Source organism: Empedobacter stercoris (assembly GCF_025244765.1).
Taxonomy (GTDB): Bacteria; Bacteroidota; Bacteroidia; order Flavobacteriales; family Weeksellaceae; genus Empedobacter; species Empedobacter stercoris.
The window spans coordinates 2575382-2593151 of record NZ_CP104209.1; the positions used below are offsets into that span (position 1 = coordinate 2575382).

Sequence of the window (17770 nt, forward strand, 5' to 3'; positions counted from 1 at the left end):
AGAAATGGCAAAAAAGAAAAAAATATTACCAGAGAAAAAAACGTTTACAGGTTTGTTGAGAGGTGAGTTTTTAATTAAAACAGGCTCAGAACAAAACTGGAAGTTTATGTTGTATTTGGTAGGTTTAGCTTTTTTGAGTATTTCGAGCTCGCATTTAGTGGATCGAAAAGTAGTTCGAATTGCTGAATTGCAAGATAAAGTTGAAGATTTAAAATCTCAATATACAGATAAGCATCGCGATTTGATGCGTATGCAATTAGAAACAGAAATCTTAGAGCGTACAGCAGTGTATGGTTTGAAGATTCCAGATAAACAACCTTATTATATAGTAGATAAAGTGTATGACACAATCGACGAAAAATAAAAACAATATGGTCATCAAAGGATGGGTTTTTGCCGGCGCACTTGCGATCTGGGCCATCTTTATTATTGTTTTTATGTTTCGAATTAATATAATAGAAGGGGTTGAATTAGAGCGGTTTGCAGAAAAAAACAACTTTAGATTAGATACAGTTGCAGCTGAACGTGGAAACTTGTACGCCTCAAATGGTGCTTTAATGGCCACTACAGTTACAAAACATAATATTTATGTCGATTTAACTGTGATCAAAGATGAGTTATTTAAGACAGAAATGCATAATCTTGCCGATTCTTTAGGTAAGATGTTTACAAAATCGCCTTCTTATTTTTACGATAAATTTTCTACAGAACGTAATAAGAAAAATCGCTACATGATGTTAGTGAAGGATTTGGATTATGAAGAATATCAACGAATCAGAAAATTCCCAATCTTTAATAAAGGTCAAAATAGAGGTGGATTTATCCATGAAACAGAATCAAAACGAGAATTAATAGTTCAAGATATCGGCGTTCGTACAATCGGTTACGATGATCGTCGTGGTAAAGTAGGCTTAGAAGGTGCTTATTCTGATTTATTAAGTGGTGTTGAAGGCCGTCGTTGGGAACAATTCATGGGACGTGGAAAATGGAAACCAATGAAAAGTTGGGAACAAGAACCACAATCAGGTTCTTCTGTTTACACGACAATTGATGCCGATTTACAAATGGTTGCATACGATGCGCTATACAAACAACTTTCAGAATTCGAAGCAGAACATGGAAGTATTGTTGTTATGGAAGTGAAAACTGGAAAAGTTCGTGCGATTGTTAATTTATCTCGTAAAAAAGATGGTACATATATAGATGATTATAACTATGCAGTTGGAGAAGCTGCAGAACCAGGATCTACTTTTAAAACAGTTTCGTTGCTTGCCGCAATGGATGATGGTTATATCAATAAAAATTCAACTGTAGAAACGGGTAACGGAAGTTATAAATTTTATGGCCGTACAATTACAGATTCACATGGTTACGGAACATTAACGGTAGATGGTGTGATGAAAAAATCATCGAATATTGGAACAGCTAAAATTATTAATCAATATTACGGAGAAAACCCAAAAGCTTTCTTCGAAAAAATGGATAAATGGCATATGACTTCTCCTCTTGGTGTAGATATTTTGGGAGAAGGAAAACCAATTATGCATACGCCAGATAGTAAATCATGGAGTAATATTACACTGCCAGTTATGGGATACGGCTATGGGTTACAATTAACTCCGATACAAATAGTAACTTTTTATAATGCAGTTGCAAATAATGGTAAAATGCTGAAACCATTATTTATGGATAAAATTACACGTAAAGGTGAACCTGATAAAGTTTTTGAACCAGTTGTTTTGGTTGACCAGTTAACTTCTTTGGAAAATGTAAAACAAATGCAAGAAATGTTGCGTGGTGCAGTTGAACAAGGAACAGGTAAAATTATTAGTAATAGTAATTACGATATCGCTGGTAAAACAGGAACTGCTCGTGTAGATTATTGGAAGAAAGATGGTAGAGGAATGCAATATCGTGCTTCGTTTGCAGGGTATTTTCCGGCAGAAAAACCAAAGTATTCTTGTATTGTTGTCGTACATAAACCAAATACAGCCAAAGGATTTTATGGAGGAAGTGTAACAGCTCCTGTTTTTAAGAAAATTGCCGATTGGGTATATTCAAAAACTCCCATACCTTTGCCACGCGATTTAGTAAAAAAGAACGCGGTGAATGAGTTTAAAAAAGAAGATAAAATTGTAACTAATGAATCTAAAAATATAGTACCAAATGTTACTGGTCATACAGGATCTAAAGCAATTCCGGTATTAGAAAATTTAGGTTTAGATGTACAATATTCAGGATTTGGAAAAGTGACAACTCAATCCATTCCTGCAGGGACAAGATTTAAGAAGGGTGAGACAATTTATTTAATGTTGGAAGGATGAGAAATTTAGTTGATCTATTATTTAAAGTTTCCATCTTAGAAACGATTGGTTCAACAAAAGTTGAAGTCAATACTATTCAATTTGATTCAAGAAAAGTATCAAAAGATGATGTTTTTGTTGCTGTAAATGGAGTTACAGTAGATGGACATCAGTATATAGAAAAAGCAATTGGTTTAGGTGCTAAAACAATTGTTTGTGAAGTTTTACCAGAAAATATAGTTGATGGTATAACATATGTAAAAGTTGAAAATTCGACAATCGCATTAGGTGTTTTAGCTTCTAATTTTTATGGAAATCCAACAAAGGATTTAAAACTTGTTGGAGTTACAGGAACAAATGGGAAAACAACAACAACGACATTGTTGTACGAATTGTTTACAAAATTAGGGTATGCTTGCGCATTAATTTCGACAATTAAAATTGTAATTGATGGTGAAGTGATTCCATCTACGCATACAACGCCAGATATTTTGACATTAAACAAAATGTTTCGTGAGGCTGTAGATAGAGGTTGCGAATTTGCTTTTATGGAAGTTTCTTCGCACGGAATTCATCAAAATAGAATTGCAGGTTTACATTTCGAAGTTGCTGGATTTACGAATATCACACACGATCATTTGGATTACCATAAAACTTTTGCAAATTATCTTGCAGCTAAAAAGAAATTTTTCGACGATTTACCAAAAACGTCAACAGCAATTTCAAATGCAGATGATAAAAATGGAAAAGTGATGCTTCAGAATACAGTGGCAACAAAAAGATTGTACGCACTAAAAACTGATGCAGATTTCAAAGGAAAAATTATCGAACATCAATTTGATGGAATGCAATTAGAATTCAATGGAAAAGAATTCTGGACATCATTAATTGGTCAATTTAATGCCTATAATTTAGTATTAGTTTTTGGTATAGCCTCAATTTTAGGGCAAGATGAATTAGAAGTCTTAAAAGCATTGAGCACACTTGGAAATGTAGATGGTCGTTTTCAAACATTTCAAACGAAATCAGGTATTATTGTGATTGTAGATTATGCACATACGCCAGATGCTTTAGAAAATGTTTTGGATACAATTGAAGGGATTCGTACCAAAAATGAAAAATTAATAACAGTTGTAGGTTGTGGTGGAGATCGCGATAAAACAAAGCGTCCTGAAATGGCTGATATCGCAAGCGAAAAATCTAATCTTGCCATTTTTACATCAGATAATCCAAGAACAGAAGATCCAGAAGAGATTCTACGTGAAATGGAAGTTGGTGTGAAACCGCAATTTTATAATCGCACTTTGAAAATTACAGATCGTAAAGAAGCTATAAAAACAGCACTTAAAATGGCTGAGCCAAAAGATATTATTTTGATTGCAGGAAAAGGTCACGAGACATATCAAGAAATTAACGGAATAAGAACACATTTTTCTGATGTTGAAATAGCGTCAGAATTGAGTAAAATATTGAACAAATAAAGAATGTTATACTATTTATTTGATTATTTAGAGAGTATCAATTTCCCTGGAGCACGCATGTTTCAATACACGTCTTTCCGCGCGGGAATGGCAATTTTATTAGCCATGTTCATCAGTTTGTTTTACGGAAAACGAATTATTAGTTATTTACGTAAAGAACAAATGGGTGAAATTGTTCGTGATTTAGGGTTGAAAGGACAAATCGAAAAAGCAGGAACGCCAACTATGGGTGGTTTAATCATCATATTAGCAACGTTAATTCCTACTTTACTTTTTGCAAAATTAGATAATATTTACATCATCATTTTGTTGGTTTCAACAATTTGGTTAGGTGTTATTGGATTTTTAGATGATTACATCAAAGTATTCAAGAAAAACAAAGAAGGTTTACAAGGTAAATTTAAAATTTTAGGACAAGTGGGTCTTGGAATTGTAGTTGGTTTAATGCTTTATTTCAGTCCAACAGTTACTGTAAAACATCAAGAAAACAGAGTGAAAGTCCAAGCAGGAACTGAACAAACGGAATACAATCGAGCAATTAAATTTGGTCCTGAGGAAAAAACATTAGAAACAACGATGCCTTTCGTTAAAGGGAATGAATTTAACTATTCAGATATTTTATTTTGGATGGATGCAGAAGATCGTCCTACATGGGCAGTTGCAGCAATTTTTATTTTTGCGGTAATTTTTATCATTACAGCAGTTTCGAATGGAGCCAATTTAACAGACGGTATCGATGGTTTAGCAGCTGGTAGTTCAGCTGTAATTATGGCGGCGATTGCTATGTTTGTTTTCGTTTCGGGAAATATCATGTTCGCAGATTATCTGAATATTATGTTTATTCCTCGTTCCGAAGAAGTATTAATTTTCTGTGGTGCATTCCTTGGAGGTTTGATCGGATTTATTTGGTACAATACCTATCCGGCGCAAGTATTCATGGGTGATACAGGAAGTTTGACAATTGGAGGTGTTATCGCAGTTTTGGCAATTATCGTTCGAAAAGAATTGTTACTACCGATTTTGTGTGGAATATTTTTCGCAGAAAGTTTGTCAGTGATGTTGCAAGTGTCTTATTTCAAGTACACGAAAAAGAAATTTGGTGAAGGTCGTAGAATCTTTTTGATGTCTCCTTTACATCACCATTTTCAAAAATTAGGATATCACGAAAGTAAAATCGTGGTTCGTGCCATTATCATCGGAATCATTTTAGCGGTAATTAGTATTATTACCTTAAAGATTAGATAAAAATGAAAAGATTAGTCGTTTTAGGAGGAGGAGAAAGTGGCGTAGGAACAGCTATTCTTGCGAAGAAAGAAAACTTTGAGGTTTTTCTTTCAGACATGGGACAAATAAAAGATAAATATAAACAACTTTTGGAGGAGCACGGAATCGCTTATGAAGAAGGACAGCATACAGAAGATTTAATTTTGAATGCAGACGAAATCATGAAAAGTCCAGGTATTCCTAAGAAAGCAGCACTAATTCAGAAATTAGAAGCGAAAGGCGTTTCAATTATTTCTGAAATTGAATTTGCATCTCGTTACACAGATGCAAAAATTATTGCGATTACAGGATCTAATGGAAAAACAACAACAACAAGTTTGATGTTCCATATCCTAAAGCAAGCTGGATTAAATGTAGGATTAGGTGGTAACATCGGAAAAAGTTTTGCAAAATCTGTAGCTGAAGATAACTTCGACTATTATGTGTTAGAAGTGAGTAGTTTTCAGTTAGACGATATTAAAACAGATTTCAAACCGTATGTTGCAATTTTATTAAACATTACACCAGATCATTTAGACCAATACAACTATCAGTTTGATTTGTATGCAAAGGCTAAATTCAGAATAACTGAAAACCAAGATGAAAACGATTATTTTATCTACAATTTGGATGATCCAAAAACAATGGAGATGATAGATCAGATGAATATTCGCGCTCATCGTAAACCGTTCACAATGATGGATGCAACAAATGAAGCATACGCAAATAATGAATTGTTCCGTGTGAGCGATTCGAATGGTGATTTTACAATGTTAGTGAATGATTTAGGATTAATTGGAAAACACAATGTTTCTAATTCATTGGCTGCGGCTGTAGCTGCAAAAATTATTGAAATCAATAATGAGGATCTAAAAAAGAGTTTGTCGGATTTTAAATCTGTTGAACATCGTTTAGAACCTGTTTTGACAATTGGCGGAATTGATTTTGTCAACGATTCTAAAGCAACAAATGTTAATGCAACTTATTATGCGTTAGAAAGTATGACGAAACCAATCGTTTGGATTGTTGGTGGAACTGATAAAGGAAACGACTATAGCGAAGTTTTACCTTTCGTTAAAAAGAAAGTAAAAGCAATCGTTTGTTTGGGTGTAGATAATGCCAAAATTATTGATTTTTTCAGTCCATACATCGATACAATTGTCGAAACGAATAATATGAAAGATTGTGTTGCTCAATCCTATCAATTGGCAACAAAAGGAGAAACGGTTTTATTATCACCAGCTTGTGCAAGTTTCGATTTGTTCAACGGTTACGAAGATCGTGGCGATCAATTTAAAGAAAACGTACGCAAATTATAATAACAAATTAACCAATGTCTACCATCGTACAAAAATATTTTAAAGGCGATAAACCGCTTTGGGCTTTCATTTTATTGTTAGCACTATTTTCGTTCTTACCAGTTTATTCGGCAAGTTCTAACTTGGTGTATACAGTAGGTTCAGGAACTATTTTTGGACATTTAGGTAAACATGCCGTAATTCTTTTAATTGGTTTATTTTTCATTTATGGATTACAGCGTGTGGATTATCGTTGGTTTGGCCTATTTGCTTTAAGTGCAGTTCTTTTACTTTCAGTAGTTTTGATCCTGACGCTCGTACAAGGACAAACAATCGGTGGGGCAAATGCAGCACGTTGGCTAACGATTCCAGGAACAGGGATAGGTATTCAACCATCTATGATAGCTTCACAAGCATTGTTGATCTATATAGCTCGTTATTTGACAAAAAATAGAGACAAAGAATATACATGGAAAAATACCTTAATTCCTTTATTTTTACCAATCCTTGCAATTGTAGGATTAATTTTTCCTTCTAATGGATCAACAGCGTTGATGTTAGCTGGAATGTGTGGTATATTATTGATTATTGGTGGATTTCCATTCAAGTATTTATTTACAATTGCAGGATTAGGGATTCTTTTAGGAGGAGGATTTATTTGGTTGGCTTTTAATAAACCAGATTTAATTGCAAATTCGCGTGTACACACATGGATGTCACGTATAGAGAAATTTAATGATGATTCGGGTTTAGAAAGCTACCAAGTTCTACACGCAAAAGCAGCAATTGCAAGAGGTTTAAATGAAATGGCAGGACCAGGAAAAAGTGTTTTTAAACAGACTTTACCTCAGTCTTCTTCCGATTTTATCTTCGCAATTATTGTAGAAGAGTACGGTGCCATTGGTGCAATTTTATTAATTGGAATTTTTCTTTTGATATTAATTCGAATTTGTATCATCGCATCTAAAATTCATACCATTTTTGGTACGCTACTTGTATTTGCAGTCGGCCTACCAATTATCGTTCAAGCAATGGTGAATATGGCGGTTGCTGTAAATTTAATTCCAGTAACAGGACAACCATTACCAATGATTAGTTATGGTGGAACATCCATTTGGATGACATGTATTTCGTTCGGAATAATTTTGAGTGTTAGTACTCAAATTAAATCGAAAGAAGAATTAGAACAAGATAGAAAAGTATTAAGTGAAGAATACATCGAAGACATCGCCTAAAGTTTTGATAAGTGGCGGAGGAACAGGTGGACATATATATCCAGCTATAGCAATCGCAGATGAAATAAAACGTCGTTTGCCAGATGCTCAAATTCTGTTTGTAGGAGCAGAAGGAAGAATGGAAATGGAAAAAGTACCAAAAGTTGGTTATGCTATAAAAGGCTTACCAATTTCTGGATTTGATAGAAGTAATATGAAAGCGAATTTAAAATTTCCTTTCAAATTGATAAAAAGTTTAAGTCTTGCAAAGAAAATCTATACTGATTTTCAACCAGACTTAGCTATTGGTACAGGAGGTTATGCAAGTGGACCAATGTTGTGGATAGCGGGAAGCAAAAATGTTCCGATTTTATTACAAGAACAAAATTCGTTTCCGGGTGTTACCAACAAAATTTTGAAAAATAAAGCAAAGGCTATTTGTACAGCTTACGAAGGAATTTCACAATTTCCACAAGAAAAAGTGCATTACACAGGAAATCCAATTCGTGCCGAAATTTTTCAAAACTTACCATCCAAATCAGAAGCAATTTCTGTTTTTGGATTAGATCCAGAAAAACCAACTATTTTATCTGTTGGAGGTTCGCAAGGATCAAGAGCAATGAATAATGCATGGTTAGAAAACCTTGAGGAATTTGTTGCAAGTGGTGTTCAGTTAATTTGGCAAACAGGAAAGTTAGATTATCAAAAAATCAAAAACTTGGTTGGAGATAAATATCCAACCATTCATGTAACCGAATTTATTTACAACATGAAAGATGCGTATGCAGCTTCGGATATGATTGTTTCTCGTGCAGGAGCTATGGCAATTTCGGAATTGTGTATAGTTGGTAAAGCAACAATTTTGCTTCCTTTACCAACAGCGGCAGAAGATCATCAAACTAAAAATGCGCAAGCGTTGGTTGAGAGAGAGGCTGCGATTATGGTAAAAGATGCAGATGCAAAACAAAATTTAGTCAAAGAGGTAATTGCTTTGGCAAACAATGAAAAATTAAAAAATAAATTATCTCAAAACATCAAGCAATTAGGGAAACCGAATGCGACAAAAGAGATTGTAGATATATTATTGAATTTATTATAATGAATATTTTAGATAAAACATATTATTATTTCATCGGTGCAGGAGGAATCGGAATGAGTGCGTTGGAACGTTTCTTCAAATCAATCGGAAAAGAAGTTGCAGGTTATGACAAAACACAAACCGAACTGACAACTGAATTGATTACTGAAGGAATTGATATTCATTTCGAAGATAATATCGAGTTAATTCCGGCAGGAATTAAACCAGAAAATACATTGGTGATTTATACACCAGCAGTACCAAAAGATCATTCTGAACTAAATTATTTTTTAGTGAATGATTTTAAAGTCATGAAACGTTCTGAAGTGTTAGGTGAAATTACCAAACATACCTACAATATTGGCGTTGCGGGAACGCACGGGAAAACAACAACTTCGTCTATTTTAGGGCATATCCTAAAAGTAGCAGATGTAGAAAGTACAGCATTTTTAGGTGGTATTGCAGAAAATTACGATTCAAATATCATTCTAAATGGCTCTAAATATACGGTTGCTGAAGCCGATGAATTTGACCGTTCTTTTTTACGCCTTTCTCCGAAATTAGCCATTATTACAAGTGATGATCCTGATCATTTGGATATTTATGGAGAGCGTGAAGAAGTAAAAAAATCATTTCAAGAATTTGCAGCAATTGTAGAAGAAAAACTATTTGTTCGCAAAGGTTTAAATTTTGAAAATGCTTTTACTTACGGAGTTGAAGAAGATGCTGATTATAATGCGCATAATGTAAGAATTATTGACGGGCATTATGTTTTTGATGTAACGACTCCTCATGGAGAAATGCAAAACATCGGAATTTTATTGCCAGGTCATCATAATATGGAAAATGCTCTTGCAGCATTAGCTGTAGCAGAATATTTAGGGATTTCTCTTGATAAAATAAAAGAAGCTTTAGCAAGCTTTGTGGGAGTGAAAAGACGCTTTAATCGTTTCGAAGCAAATGGAAAAATTTATATCGACGATTATGCACATCATCCAACAGAATTGAATGCTGCAATTCGTTCAGTTCGTGAATTATATCCGGGTAAAAAAGTGTTAGGAGTATTTCAACCTCATTTATTTACACGAACACGTGATTTTGCTGATGAGTTTGGAGCAAGTTTAAGCCAATTAGATAGCCTTATTTTATTAGATATTTATCCGGCAAGAGAGCTTCCAATCGAAGGTGTATCATCAAATTGGTTGTTAGAAAAGGTAGAATTACAAGAAAAAATAGTATCTTCATTAGAAGATAGTTTAGCGAACATCAAAAAACGAGATTTTGATGTGTTATTAACTGTAGGAGCAGGAAATATTGATACAATTGTTAAACCAATAAAAGAATGGTTAAGTGAAGCATAAATTGAAAATCATACAAGTGATTTTTGGAGTTATCTTGCTAATCGGTTTGATTAGTTTTACGGTAATTAAGAATGCTTCGCGTACTGTGGAAAAAATTGATGTGGCATTTGTTCAGCCCGTTGAAAATTATTTTATCAATGACGAATCGATAAAAGATATAATCAACAAAGATGGAAAAGACATTATGAAACAAACCTTGAGAGAGGTAAATGTAAAAGATATCGAACAAAAAATAAATAAGAGTCCCTTTGTAGATTCTGTACAAGTGAGTAAAAACATTAATGGACATTTACGACTTGATATAAAAGCAAATACAGCAGTTGCTCGAGTGAAAACGCTGACAAATGAGTTTTATTTGACAACCAAAGGCGAAAAAATGCCTTTATCTAAATTAAGTTCAGCGGATGTAATTTTGGTTTCTGGTGATGTAAAACCGAATGAGTATGAGGATTTGAGTAAATTTGTTCAAGCTTTGAAAGCAGATGAATTATTAAAAAATCACATCATAGCCATTCAGAAAGTAGGACAACGTTCATTTAATTTAATTGTAAATAGTGGAAACTATTATATAGAATTAGGTACTTTAAATAATTTTGAACAAAAGTTACATAATCTGAAATTGTACTATTATCAATACATCGATTTTATAGGAACAGAAGATTATGAAAAATTGAGCTTGAAATTTGTAAACCAAGTTGTAGCAACCAAACGAATAAAAAATGGAGAACAATAGTAAGATTGCAGTTGGCTTAGACATAGGAACTACAAAAATTGTAGCACTTGTCGGACGAAAAAATGAAAACGGAAAAATTGAAATTCTTGGACACGGACAAGCAAAAAGTTTGGGTGTACACAGAGGAGTCGTGAATAATATTACGCAAACTATCAATTCGATAAAAGAAGCAATTGATAAGGCAGAAAGGTCTTCAGGTGTCAAGATTACTGATGTAACCGTTGGTATTGCAGGACAACATATTCGTAGTTTACAACATAGCGATTACATTACACGTACCAATTCAGAAGATGTGATAGATGATAATGATTTAAAATTATTAACAAATCAGGTCTATAAATTGGTGATGTTACCAGGAGAAGAAATTATCCATGTTCTTCCGCAAGAATTTAAGGTTGATAACGAAGGAGAAATTCGAGAACCAATCGGTATGTACGGAAGTCGTTTAGAAGCCAATTTCCATGTGGTTGTAGGACAAGTTTCTTCTATCCGAAATATTGCACGTTGTGTAAAAGCCGCAGGTTTACGCTTGGCAAGTATCACTTTAGAGCCTATTGCATCTTCAAGTGCAGCACTTAGCGAAGAGGAAAAAGAAGCAGGTGTAGCATTGATTGACATAGGTGGTGGTACAACAGATATTGCAATTTTTAAAGATAGTATCATTCGTCACACATCGGTTATTCCATTCGGTGGAAATGTGATTACAGAAGACATTAAAGTTGGATGCTCTATTATCGGTAAACAAGCCGAAGCTTTAAAAGAAAAATTTGGCTCTGCTTGGCCAGGTGAAAATAAAGAAACAGAAATTGTCTCGATTCCTGGATTAAAAGGCCGCGAAGCAAAAGAAATATCATTAAAAAGATTGTCACAAATTATCCATGCACGCGTGCAGGAAATTTTAGAACAAGTTTATTTAGAATTGAAAAACTACGGTTGCGAAGATCAAAACAAAAAATTGATTGCAGGAATCGTTTTAACAGGTGGGGGGTCAAAATTAAAACACATTCGTCAATTAACAGAATATGTTACAGGTATGGATGTGAGAATTGGATACTCCAACGAGCATATTGTAGGTGCTAAAGCAGAAGAAATCAGCGGTCCTGAATATGCAACATCTGTTGGATTATTGATGAAAGGGTTAGAAGAGTTAGCGGCAAATTATCAGCACGAAATTTATGAAAAACCAGTAATTGATAACCTAAACAATCAAGAAGAACTAGAAATAGGTGGATATTCCTCACAATCAAAATCAACAAATGTTGCTACTGATGTTGAAAATGTAAAAATACCAAAAAGGGAAGAAGTTGTTGATGAATTCTTGGATCAAGAAATTGGAGATAAGAAAGAAACTAAATCTAAACCAGAAAAGAAGAATTTCTTTTCGAAATGGACGGATAAATTTATCCAAATGATTAACGAAACCGAATAATAAGAATAAATTAAGAATAAATTACGAACCAATTTAATAAGAAGAATATGAGTGATATGTTATCAGGAGATATTGTGTTCAATTTACCAAAGAGCCGATCTCAAGCTATCAAAGTAATCGGAGTAGGTGGTGGAGGTAGTAACGCCGTAAACTACATGTTTGAACAAGGAATCGCGGGAGTAGAGTTTGTGATCTGTAACACAGATTCTCAGGCTTTAGCTAACAGTCCAGTTCCAACAAGAATTCAATTAGGACAAGCAATAACTGAAGGTTTAGGTGCTGGTGCAAATCCTGAGGTAGGAGAGCAATCTGCTATCGAGAGTATGGATGATGTGAAAGCTGTCTTAGACGAAGGAACTAAAATGGTTTTTATTACTGCTGGAATGGGTGGTGGTACAGGAACCGGAGCAGCGCCAGTAATTGCTGGTATTGCAAAAGAAATGGATATCTTGACTGTAGGTATTGTAACAGCGCCATTCTTTTTCGAAGGAAGAATGAGGTTGGAACAAGCTGAAAAAGGTATCGAAAAATTAAGACAAAACGTAGATTCATTAATTGTAATCAATAATGATAAATTACGTGAGTTATACGGAAACTTAGGTTTTAAAAATGGTTTCTCTAAAGCTGATGAAGTTTTAACAACAGCGGCAAAAGGGATTGCAGAAGTTATTACACAACACTACGCAATGAACATCGATTTACGTGATGCACGTACAGTTCTTAAAAACTCTGGTACAGCAATCATGGGATCTGCACAAGGTTCTGGTGAAAACAAAGCAAAAGACGCAATTTCTTCTGCTTTAGACTCTCCATTGTTGAATAATAACAAAATTACAGGAGCACGAAATGTGTTGTTATTAATTTTATCTGGTAATAATGAAATTACAATGGACGAAATTGGAGTAATCAATGATTACATTCAACAAGAAGCAGGTAATAGCGCAAATATCATCATGGGTATTGGCGAAGATTTAGATTTAGGCGATTCTATCTCTGTAACTGTTGTTGCAACTGGTTTTCCTACAGAAGATCAGGCATATACAGGAAAAGAAGAACAAAAAATTATTCACACTTTAGAGGAAGAACAACCGATCAATAAGACGTTATCTGTAGAACAACCTTTTGTAAATCGAGTAAAACCGATGACGTTAGACTTTGGTCGTTCTAATGCTTCTCAACAATCGCTACAACAAAATAAAAAGCCAGAAACGCCTCAAAACAACTATCGTAATGTAGATGTTAATCAAAGTTTTCAACAACAAACTTATCACAATACTACAGCTGAATCTTTTGAAGAAAATAACTCTCCAAAACGATATGTTTTAGATGATGTTGAGGATGAGCCAGTACAAGAAAAACGTTCTTACGACGACTTTGAACCACGTTTGAAATCTGATTTTAATCGTACGCAAGAGTCATCGAATAATGCAAATAATAATCAAACATATAATTCATATACAAATCCTGTAGCTTCAGAACAATCTAATTATCCTCAAAATAATTATGCTGGGTACCAAGCTCCTCAAAATAATGGATATGGAAATGTAGAACTGATTCAATCAAATGTATCGCAAACAGAACATGTTCAAGTTGCTGTAGATCCATTTAATCAACCAATCGAACAGTCTAATGACCCTGAATTGAATAGCATGATTGAAGAGAGAAGAAATCGTTTGAAACAATTTAATTTTAAATTCAACAACACGATGACAAATTCTCAAGTAGACGAATACGAAGCAATTCCTGCTTACAAGCGTCAGGGATTGAATTTATCTGATCGTAATGATAATCAATCTTCTGATTTTTCTGTAGGAACTAATCGTAACAACGAAACGCAAATTCGTCCAAACAATTTTCTACACGATAACGTAGATTAATAAACGATCACTCGTAAAAAATATTCTTATTATAGAAAAGGTTCATTGCTTTTGCGATGAGCCTTTTTTTGTCTTAAATTTGTAGTCTAAAAGCAAAACAAATGAATTTAGAAACTCAAATAATGGCACAGTTAAAAGAAGCGATGAAAGCTAAAAATACTGTTGCTTTAGAAGCTTTAAGAGCTGTAAAATCTGAATTATTATTAGCAAAAACATCAGGTGCTAACGGAGAATTATCAGAAGATCAAGAAATTGCTTTATTACAAAAATTAGTAAAACAACGTAAAGAAGCTGCTGAACAATTCGAAGTAAATGGACGTGCAGAATTAGCTGAAAAAGAATTGGCACAAGCAGAAGTTATTCAACAATTTTTACCTGCTCAATTATCAGACGAAGAATTAACAGCTGCAATTACAGAAATTGTTGCAGAGGTTGGCGCTACTTCTCCAAAAGATATGGGAAAAGTAATGGGAGCTGCTTCATCTAAATTAGCTGGTAAAGCGGAAGGAAAATTAATTTCAGCTAAAGTAAAAGACATTTTAGCTAGTTTATAATTGATTTTTAAAGATTTAAAAATTAAGAAAAGGTAAAGTATTATAAACTTTACCTTTTTTATTTCTTTATTAGATAAATTTCTTCAAATTATACAAAACTATTATTTATTGATAATCAATAGTATATACGATTTAAGTGAATAATTCCCAAAAAAATTAGGATTATAGGTTTATTTTAACATTAAATTAACAAATCGCTGTAAGCATCTAAATTCGCAAAGCACAAGAGATTTCAGAATTAAAAATCAATGGATTAGAATAATTCTAAATAAGAAGGTGTTTATACCCTTAAATTTGCAAAGTAAATCAGAAAAATCTAAAGGATGACGAAAAGCATTACAGCGTTTATAGCAATGTTAATGATTTTTCCAATAGCAAATGCTGATGGTAAAATTTTTAAGGAATCGGGTATTAATGAGGCAATTATTGTACCAGCTTCTGAGAAAAGATTTAGTAATGATGTTGATAATGATACCATCAAACAAGATACATTATCAATTGAAGATGAAAAGTTGGTTGGAGAACTTATCGAGAGTAGTGCTCGAAAAATCTCGACAGGAGTTGTTTCTTGGTATGGAGACAAATTCCACGGACGCAAGACAGCTAGTGGTGAAAAGTATGACAAACACGAACTTACAGCTGCCCATAAGTCTTTACCATTTGGTACGAAAGTAAAAGTTACGAATATCAGAAATGGTAAATCTGTGGTTGTAGAAATCAACGACAGAGGTCCATACGCTAAATCTAGAGTTTTAGACTTAAGTCAAGCTGCATTCAGCGAAATCGGTCACACCAATACAGGAGTGATGAAAGTTGAATATGAAATTATCAAAAGCGAAGACTAAAAAAAGGCTAAGATGTTCAGAAAAAATAAAAAGGTTTGAGAAATATTTCTCAAACCTTTTTTATTATGTTCATATGTAAAAAAATGCTACTGAAGATTTTAACTTAAATATATATAAAATATACTTTTTTATACTTCTAATTTTAATAGCTTTACATCTTAATTTACTTTACGATTGGATCAGGACATATCAACTTTTATACGAGATAAAAAATTAGAAGAAGCTTTTAAATTAATTGTGAAAGAATATCACCAGAAGGTTTATTGGCAGATACGTCGCATGGTTTTGATTCATGAAGATGCGGACGATGTGTCGCAGAATGTATTTATAAAGGTTTATCAAAACTTGGATTCTTTTAAAAATGAGTCAAAATTTTCGACATGGATTTTTAGAATTGCGTATAATGAAACCATAAATTTTATTCATAAAAATGCAAAAGAAAGAAATGTTTCGTACGATGATTATTCGATGAATGTCGCCAATAATTTGTCTTCTGATGTATATTTTACAGGTGATGAAATTCAACAAAAGTTACAAGAAGCAATTGCAAGTTTGCCAGAAAAACAACGTACAGTTTTTTTGATGAAATATTACGAAGAATTGAAGTATGAACAAATTTCTGAAATCTTAGGAACATCGGTAGGAGCACTCAAAGCATCCTATTACCATGCAGTGACAAAGATTAAAGAATTTTTAGAACTTGAAGATTAAACCTTTTTTTAATTTTATTGTCTAAGTGGTGATATGAAGAATGATTTAAAAAATAATTTTAAAGTTCCTGATCATTATTTCGATGATTTGCAGAATGAACTATATCTGAATTCTTTCAAACAAAAAGAAAATTTAACTGTACCGAATCAATATTTTAATGATTTGGAAGAGAATATAATTGCTAAAACAATCAATAAAAAAGAAACAAAAGTTATCCATTTTACTAAGTGGTGGGCAGTTGCTTGTTTAATTTTTATTGCTTTAATTGCTCTTCCTTTTATGATTAATTCTTCTCAAAAATCACAAGAAGTTGTTGATACAAAAACGGAGATTCAGGTTTATGAAAAAATTTATGATTCGTATATAGTAAGTGATCAAAATAAAAAATCGTCCAATGAAACATTAGACGATTCTGATTTTGTTTTGTATAATTATTAAGAAATTTTTAAATAATTTCTGCGCTCAAACCTCGGTTCAATAACTCTGTGCATCGAGGTTTTAAATCTTCTAATTCACCAGTCAATACTTCGCATTTACCTTTGTAATGAATTAAAATCGAACATTGTTCTGCTTGTTCTGGTGTATGTTCACAAACATCAATTAACGATTCGATTACCCAATCAAATGTATTCACATCATCATTGTAAACGATAATTTGATACTTGTGCGATTCTTGCTCCAATACATCAACAGCCGAATCTTTTTCCGTTTCCCATAGAGGTTGCGTTGCGTATTTTATCATATCATTTTATTTTTTGAAATGCAGTGCAATCCACTCATTTCGTTGTTTTTTAGATACAAATTTTAAACCATTTTCGGTACAGAAAGCCAAGATGTCATCAAAATCTTGTTCCATTAAACCACTTAAGAATAAATCACCATTTTCGTTCAATACATTAATATAAGAAGGAATTTGGCTGATTAAAATATTTTTGTTGATATTGGCTAAAATAACGTCAAATTGTTTGCTTCCCAACAATGAATTATCTCCCATTTTGGCATCCAAACTTACACCATTTCGTTTTCCATTTTCGATAGAGTTTTCAACAGCCCATTCATCAATATCAATGCATTCTGCATAGTTTGCACCACGCTTCATTCCTAAAATTGCAAGAATAGAAGTTCCACAGCCCATGTCCAAAATATCTTTTCCTGTAAATTCAGTTTCCAAGATATATTCTACCATCAAATGTGTTGTAGAATGGTGCCCTGTTCCAAACGACATTTTTGGTTGAATGATAATTTCGTACGGAATATTTTCTACTGTTTCGTGGAATTCGGCACGAATTAAACATTGATCATTTACTAAAATTGGTGTGAAATTTTCTTCCCACGTTGCATTCCAATTTTGTTGTTCGATTTCTTGACGCGTATAGGAAAAATCAATGTTCTCTATAGAATCGATTACTTCTTTTACATCATCAATATTTTCTTCTGTTTTTGGCATGTAAGCATCAAAACCTTCCTCGTTTTCAACAAAACTTTCAAAAGGTAATTCAGAAATCATTGCAATAATAATTTCATTAAAAGGCTCTACTACCGCAACTTTAAATTTATATTCGATATAATTTGTCATAAAAAATATGGAAAACATCAAATTATTTTCCGATGCAAATTTACGAT

Annotated in this window: 17 protein-coding genes; 15 read left to right on the top strand and 2 right to left on the bottom strand. The window is 33.2% G+C overall.

Annotated features, from left to right (window positions below; all coding sequences use genetic code 11):
- The first annotated feature begins 4 nt into the window (after window positions 1-4).
- The 15 genes from NZD85_RS12220 to NZD85_RS12290 all read left to right on the top strand — a co-directional run bounded on the left by NZD85_RS12220 (window position 5) and on the right by NZD85_RS12290 (window position 16585).
- On the top strand, window positions 5-364 hold the full coding sequence (locus NZD85_RS12220) for an FtsL-like putative cell division protein (RefSeq protein WP_171621893.1): 360 nt from the start codon (window positions 5-7) through the stop codon (window positions 362-364).
- Window positions 342-2324: a penicillin-binding protein gene (locus NZD85_RS12225; RefSeq protein ID WP_260542043.1), complete on the top strand. Its 1983-nt coding sequence runs from the start codon at window positions 342-344 to the stop codon at window positions 2322-2324. The genes NZD85_RS12220 and NZD85_RS12225 overlap by 23 nt, the downstream gene beginning before the upstream one ends.
- Window positions 2321-3784 (top strand): UDP-N-acetylmuramoyl-L-alanyl-D-glutamate--2,6-diaminopimelate ligase, encoded by a 1464-nt coding sequence (locus NZD85_RS12230; protein ID WP_260542045.1) that lies wholly within the window; start codon window positions 2321-2323, stop codon window positions 3782-3784. The genes NZD85_RS12225 and NZD85_RS12230 overlap by 4 nt, the downstream gene beginning before the upstream one ends.
- 3 nt (window positions 3785-3787) lie before the next feature.
- Entirely contained in the window at window positions 3788-5029 is a 1242-nt protein-coding gene (gene mraY, locus NZD85_RS12235; RefSeq protein ID WP_171621896.1) for a phospho-N-acetylmuramoyl-pentapeptide-transferase, read from the top strand.
- Window positions 5030-5031: 2 nt separating this feature from the next.
- A complete protein-coding gene (gene murD / locus NZD85_RS12240; protein WP_225539372.1) occupies window positions 5032-6366 on the top strand; it encodes a UDP-N-acetylmuramoyl-L-alanine--D-glutamate ligase in 1335 nt (444 codons plus the stop codon).
- A 14-nt stretch (window positions 6367-6380) separates the two neighbouring features.
- Window positions 6381-7580 carry an FtsW/RodA/SpoVE family cell cycle protein gene (locus tag NZD85_RS12245; protein WP_225539373.1) on the top strand — a complete coding sequence of 400 codons (1200 nt, stop codon included), beginning with the start codon at window positions 6381-6383 and terminating at the stop codon, window positions 7578-7580.
- Window positions 7552-8658 carry an undecaprenyldiphospho-muramoylpentapeptide beta-N-acetylglucosaminyltransferase gene (murG, locus tag NZD85_RS12250; protein WP_171621899.1) on the top strand — a complete coding sequence of 369 codons (1107 nt, stop codon included), beginning with the start codon at window positions 7552-7554 and terminating at the stop codon, window positions 8656-8658. The genes NZD85_RS12245 and murG overlap by 29 nt, the downstream gene beginning before the upstream one ends.
- Entirely contained in the window at window positions 8658-9998 is a 1341-nt protein-coding gene (murC, locus tag NZD85_RS12255) for a UDP-N-acetylmuramate--L-alanine ligase (RefSeq protein WP_260542049.1), read from the top strand. The genes murG and murC overlap by 1 nt, the downstream gene beginning before the upstream one ends.
- A gap of 1 nt (window position 9999) precedes the next feature.
- Window positions 10000-10731, top strand: coding sequence for a cell division protein FtsQ/DivIB (locus NZD85_RS12260; RefSeq protein WP_225541109.1), 732 nt, complete (start codon window positions 10000-10002; stop codon window positions 10729-10731).
- Window positions 10718-12160: a cell division protein FtsA gene (ftsA, locus tag NZD85_RS12265; RefSeq protein ID WP_171621902.1), complete on the top strand. Its 1443-nt coding sequence runs from the start codon at window positions 10718-10720 to the stop codon at window positions 12158-12160. The genes NZD85_RS12260 and ftsA overlap by 14 nt, the downstream gene beginning before the upstream one ends.
- Window positions 12161-12216: 56 nt before the next feature.
- Window positions 12217-14037: a cell division protein FtsZ gene (gene ftsZ, locus NZD85_RS12270; protein ID WP_260544581.1), complete on the top strand. Its 1821-nt coding sequence runs from the start codon at window positions 12217-12219 to the stop codon at window positions 14035-14037.
- Window positions 14038-14138: 101 nt separating this feature from the next.
- Window positions 14139-14591 (top strand): GatB/YqeY domain-containing protein, encoded by a 453-nt coding sequence (locus NZD85_RS12275; RefSeq protein ID WP_260542053.1) that lies wholly within the window; start codon window positions 14139-14141, stop codon window positions 14589-14591.
- A gap of 323 nt (window positions 14592-14914) precedes the next feature.
- Window positions 14915-15436, top strand: coding sequence for a septal ring lytic transglycosylase RlpA family protein (locus tag NZD85_RS12280; RefSeq protein WP_171621904.1), 522 nt, complete (start codon window positions 14915-14917; stop codon window positions 15434-15436).
- A 174-nt stretch (window positions 15437-15610) separates the two neighbouring features.
- Complete coding sequence (locus NZD85_RS12285; RefSeq protein ID WP_260542055.1) at window positions 15611-16147, top strand: RNA polymerase sigma factor; 537 nt, start codon at window positions 15611-15613, stop codon at window positions 16145-16147.
- Between the two features lie 33 nt (window positions 16148-16180).
- On the top strand, window positions 16181-16585 hold the full coding sequence (locus tag NZD85_RS12290) for a hypothetical protein (protein ID WP_260542057.1): 405 nt from the start codon (window positions 16181-16183) through the stop codon (window positions 16583-16585).
- 7 nt (window positions 16586-16592) lie between these two features.
- Here the strand turns inward: NZD85_RS12290 and NZD85_RS12295 are convergent, their stop codons facing one another.
- A complete protein-coding gene (locus NZD85_RS12295) occupies window positions 16593-16889 on the bottom strand; it encodes an ATP-dependent Clp protease adaptor ClpS (RefSeq protein ID WP_171621907.1) in 297 nt (98 codons plus the stop codon).
- 6 nt (window positions 16890-16895) lie between these two features.
- Complete coding sequence (gene prmA / locus NZD85_RS12300; RefSeq protein WP_188319180.1) at window positions 16896-17723, bottom strand: 50S ribosomal protein L11 methyltransferase; 828 nt, start codon at window positions 17721-17723, stop codon at window positions 16896-16898.
- Window positions 17724-17770 lie beyond the last annotated feature (47 nt).

Bases quoted from the DNA above. Each gene is read 5' to 3' on its own strand.
- NZD85_RS12220 (WP_171621893.1), top strand. From the start codon at position 5: ATGGCAAAAAAGAAAAAAATATTACCAGAGAAAAAAACGTTTACAGGT.
- NZD85_RS12225 (WP_260542043.1), top strand. From the start codon at position 342: ATGACACAATCGACGAAAAATAAAAACAATATGGTCATCAAAGGATGG.
- NZD85_RS12230 (WP_260542045.1), top strand. From the start codon at position 2,321: ATGAGAAATTTAGTTGATCTATTATTTAAAGTTTCCATCTTAGAAACG.
- mraY (WP_171621896.1), top strand. From the start codon at position 3,788: ATGTTATACTATTTATTTGATTATTTAGAGAGTATCAATTTCCCTGGA.
- murD (WP_225539372.1), top strand. From the start codon at position 5,032: ATGAAAAGATTAGTCGTTTTAGGAGGAGGAGAAAGTGGCGTAGGAACA.
- NZD85_RS12245 (WP_225539373.1), top strand. From the start codon at position 6,381: ATGTCTACCATCGTACAAAAATATTTTAAAGGCGATAAACCGCTTTGG.
- murC (WP_260542049.1), top strand. From the start codon at position 8,658: ATGAATATTTTAGATAAAACATATTATTATTTCATCGGTGCAGGAGGA.
- ftsA (WP_171621902.1), top strand. From the start codon at position 10,718: ATGGAGAACAATAGTAAGATTGCAGTTGGCTTAGACATAGGAACTACA.
- ftsZ (WP_260544581.1), top strand. From the start codon at position 12,217: ATGTTATCAGGAGATATTGTGTTCAATTTACCAAAGAGCCGATCTCAA.
- NZD85_RS12275 (WP_260542053.1), top strand. From the start codon at position 14,139: ATGAATTTAGAAACTCAAATAATGGCACAGTTAAAAGAAGCGATGAAA.
- NZD85_RS12280 (WP_171621904.1), top strand. From the start codon at position 14,915: ATGACGAAAAGCATTACAGCGTTTATAGCAATGTTAATGATTTTTCCA.
- NZD85_RS12290 (WP_260542057.1), top strand. From the start codon at position 16,181: ATGAAGAATGATTTAAAAAATAATTTTAAAGTTCCTGATCATTATTTC.
- NZD85_RS12295 (WP_171621907.1), bottom strand. From the start codon at position 16,889: ATGATAAAATACGCAACGCAACCTCTATGGGAAACGGAAAAAGATTCG.
- prmA (WP_188319180.1), bottom strand. From the start codon at position 17,723: ATGACAAATTATATCGAATATAAATTTAAAGTTGCGGTAGTAGAGCCT.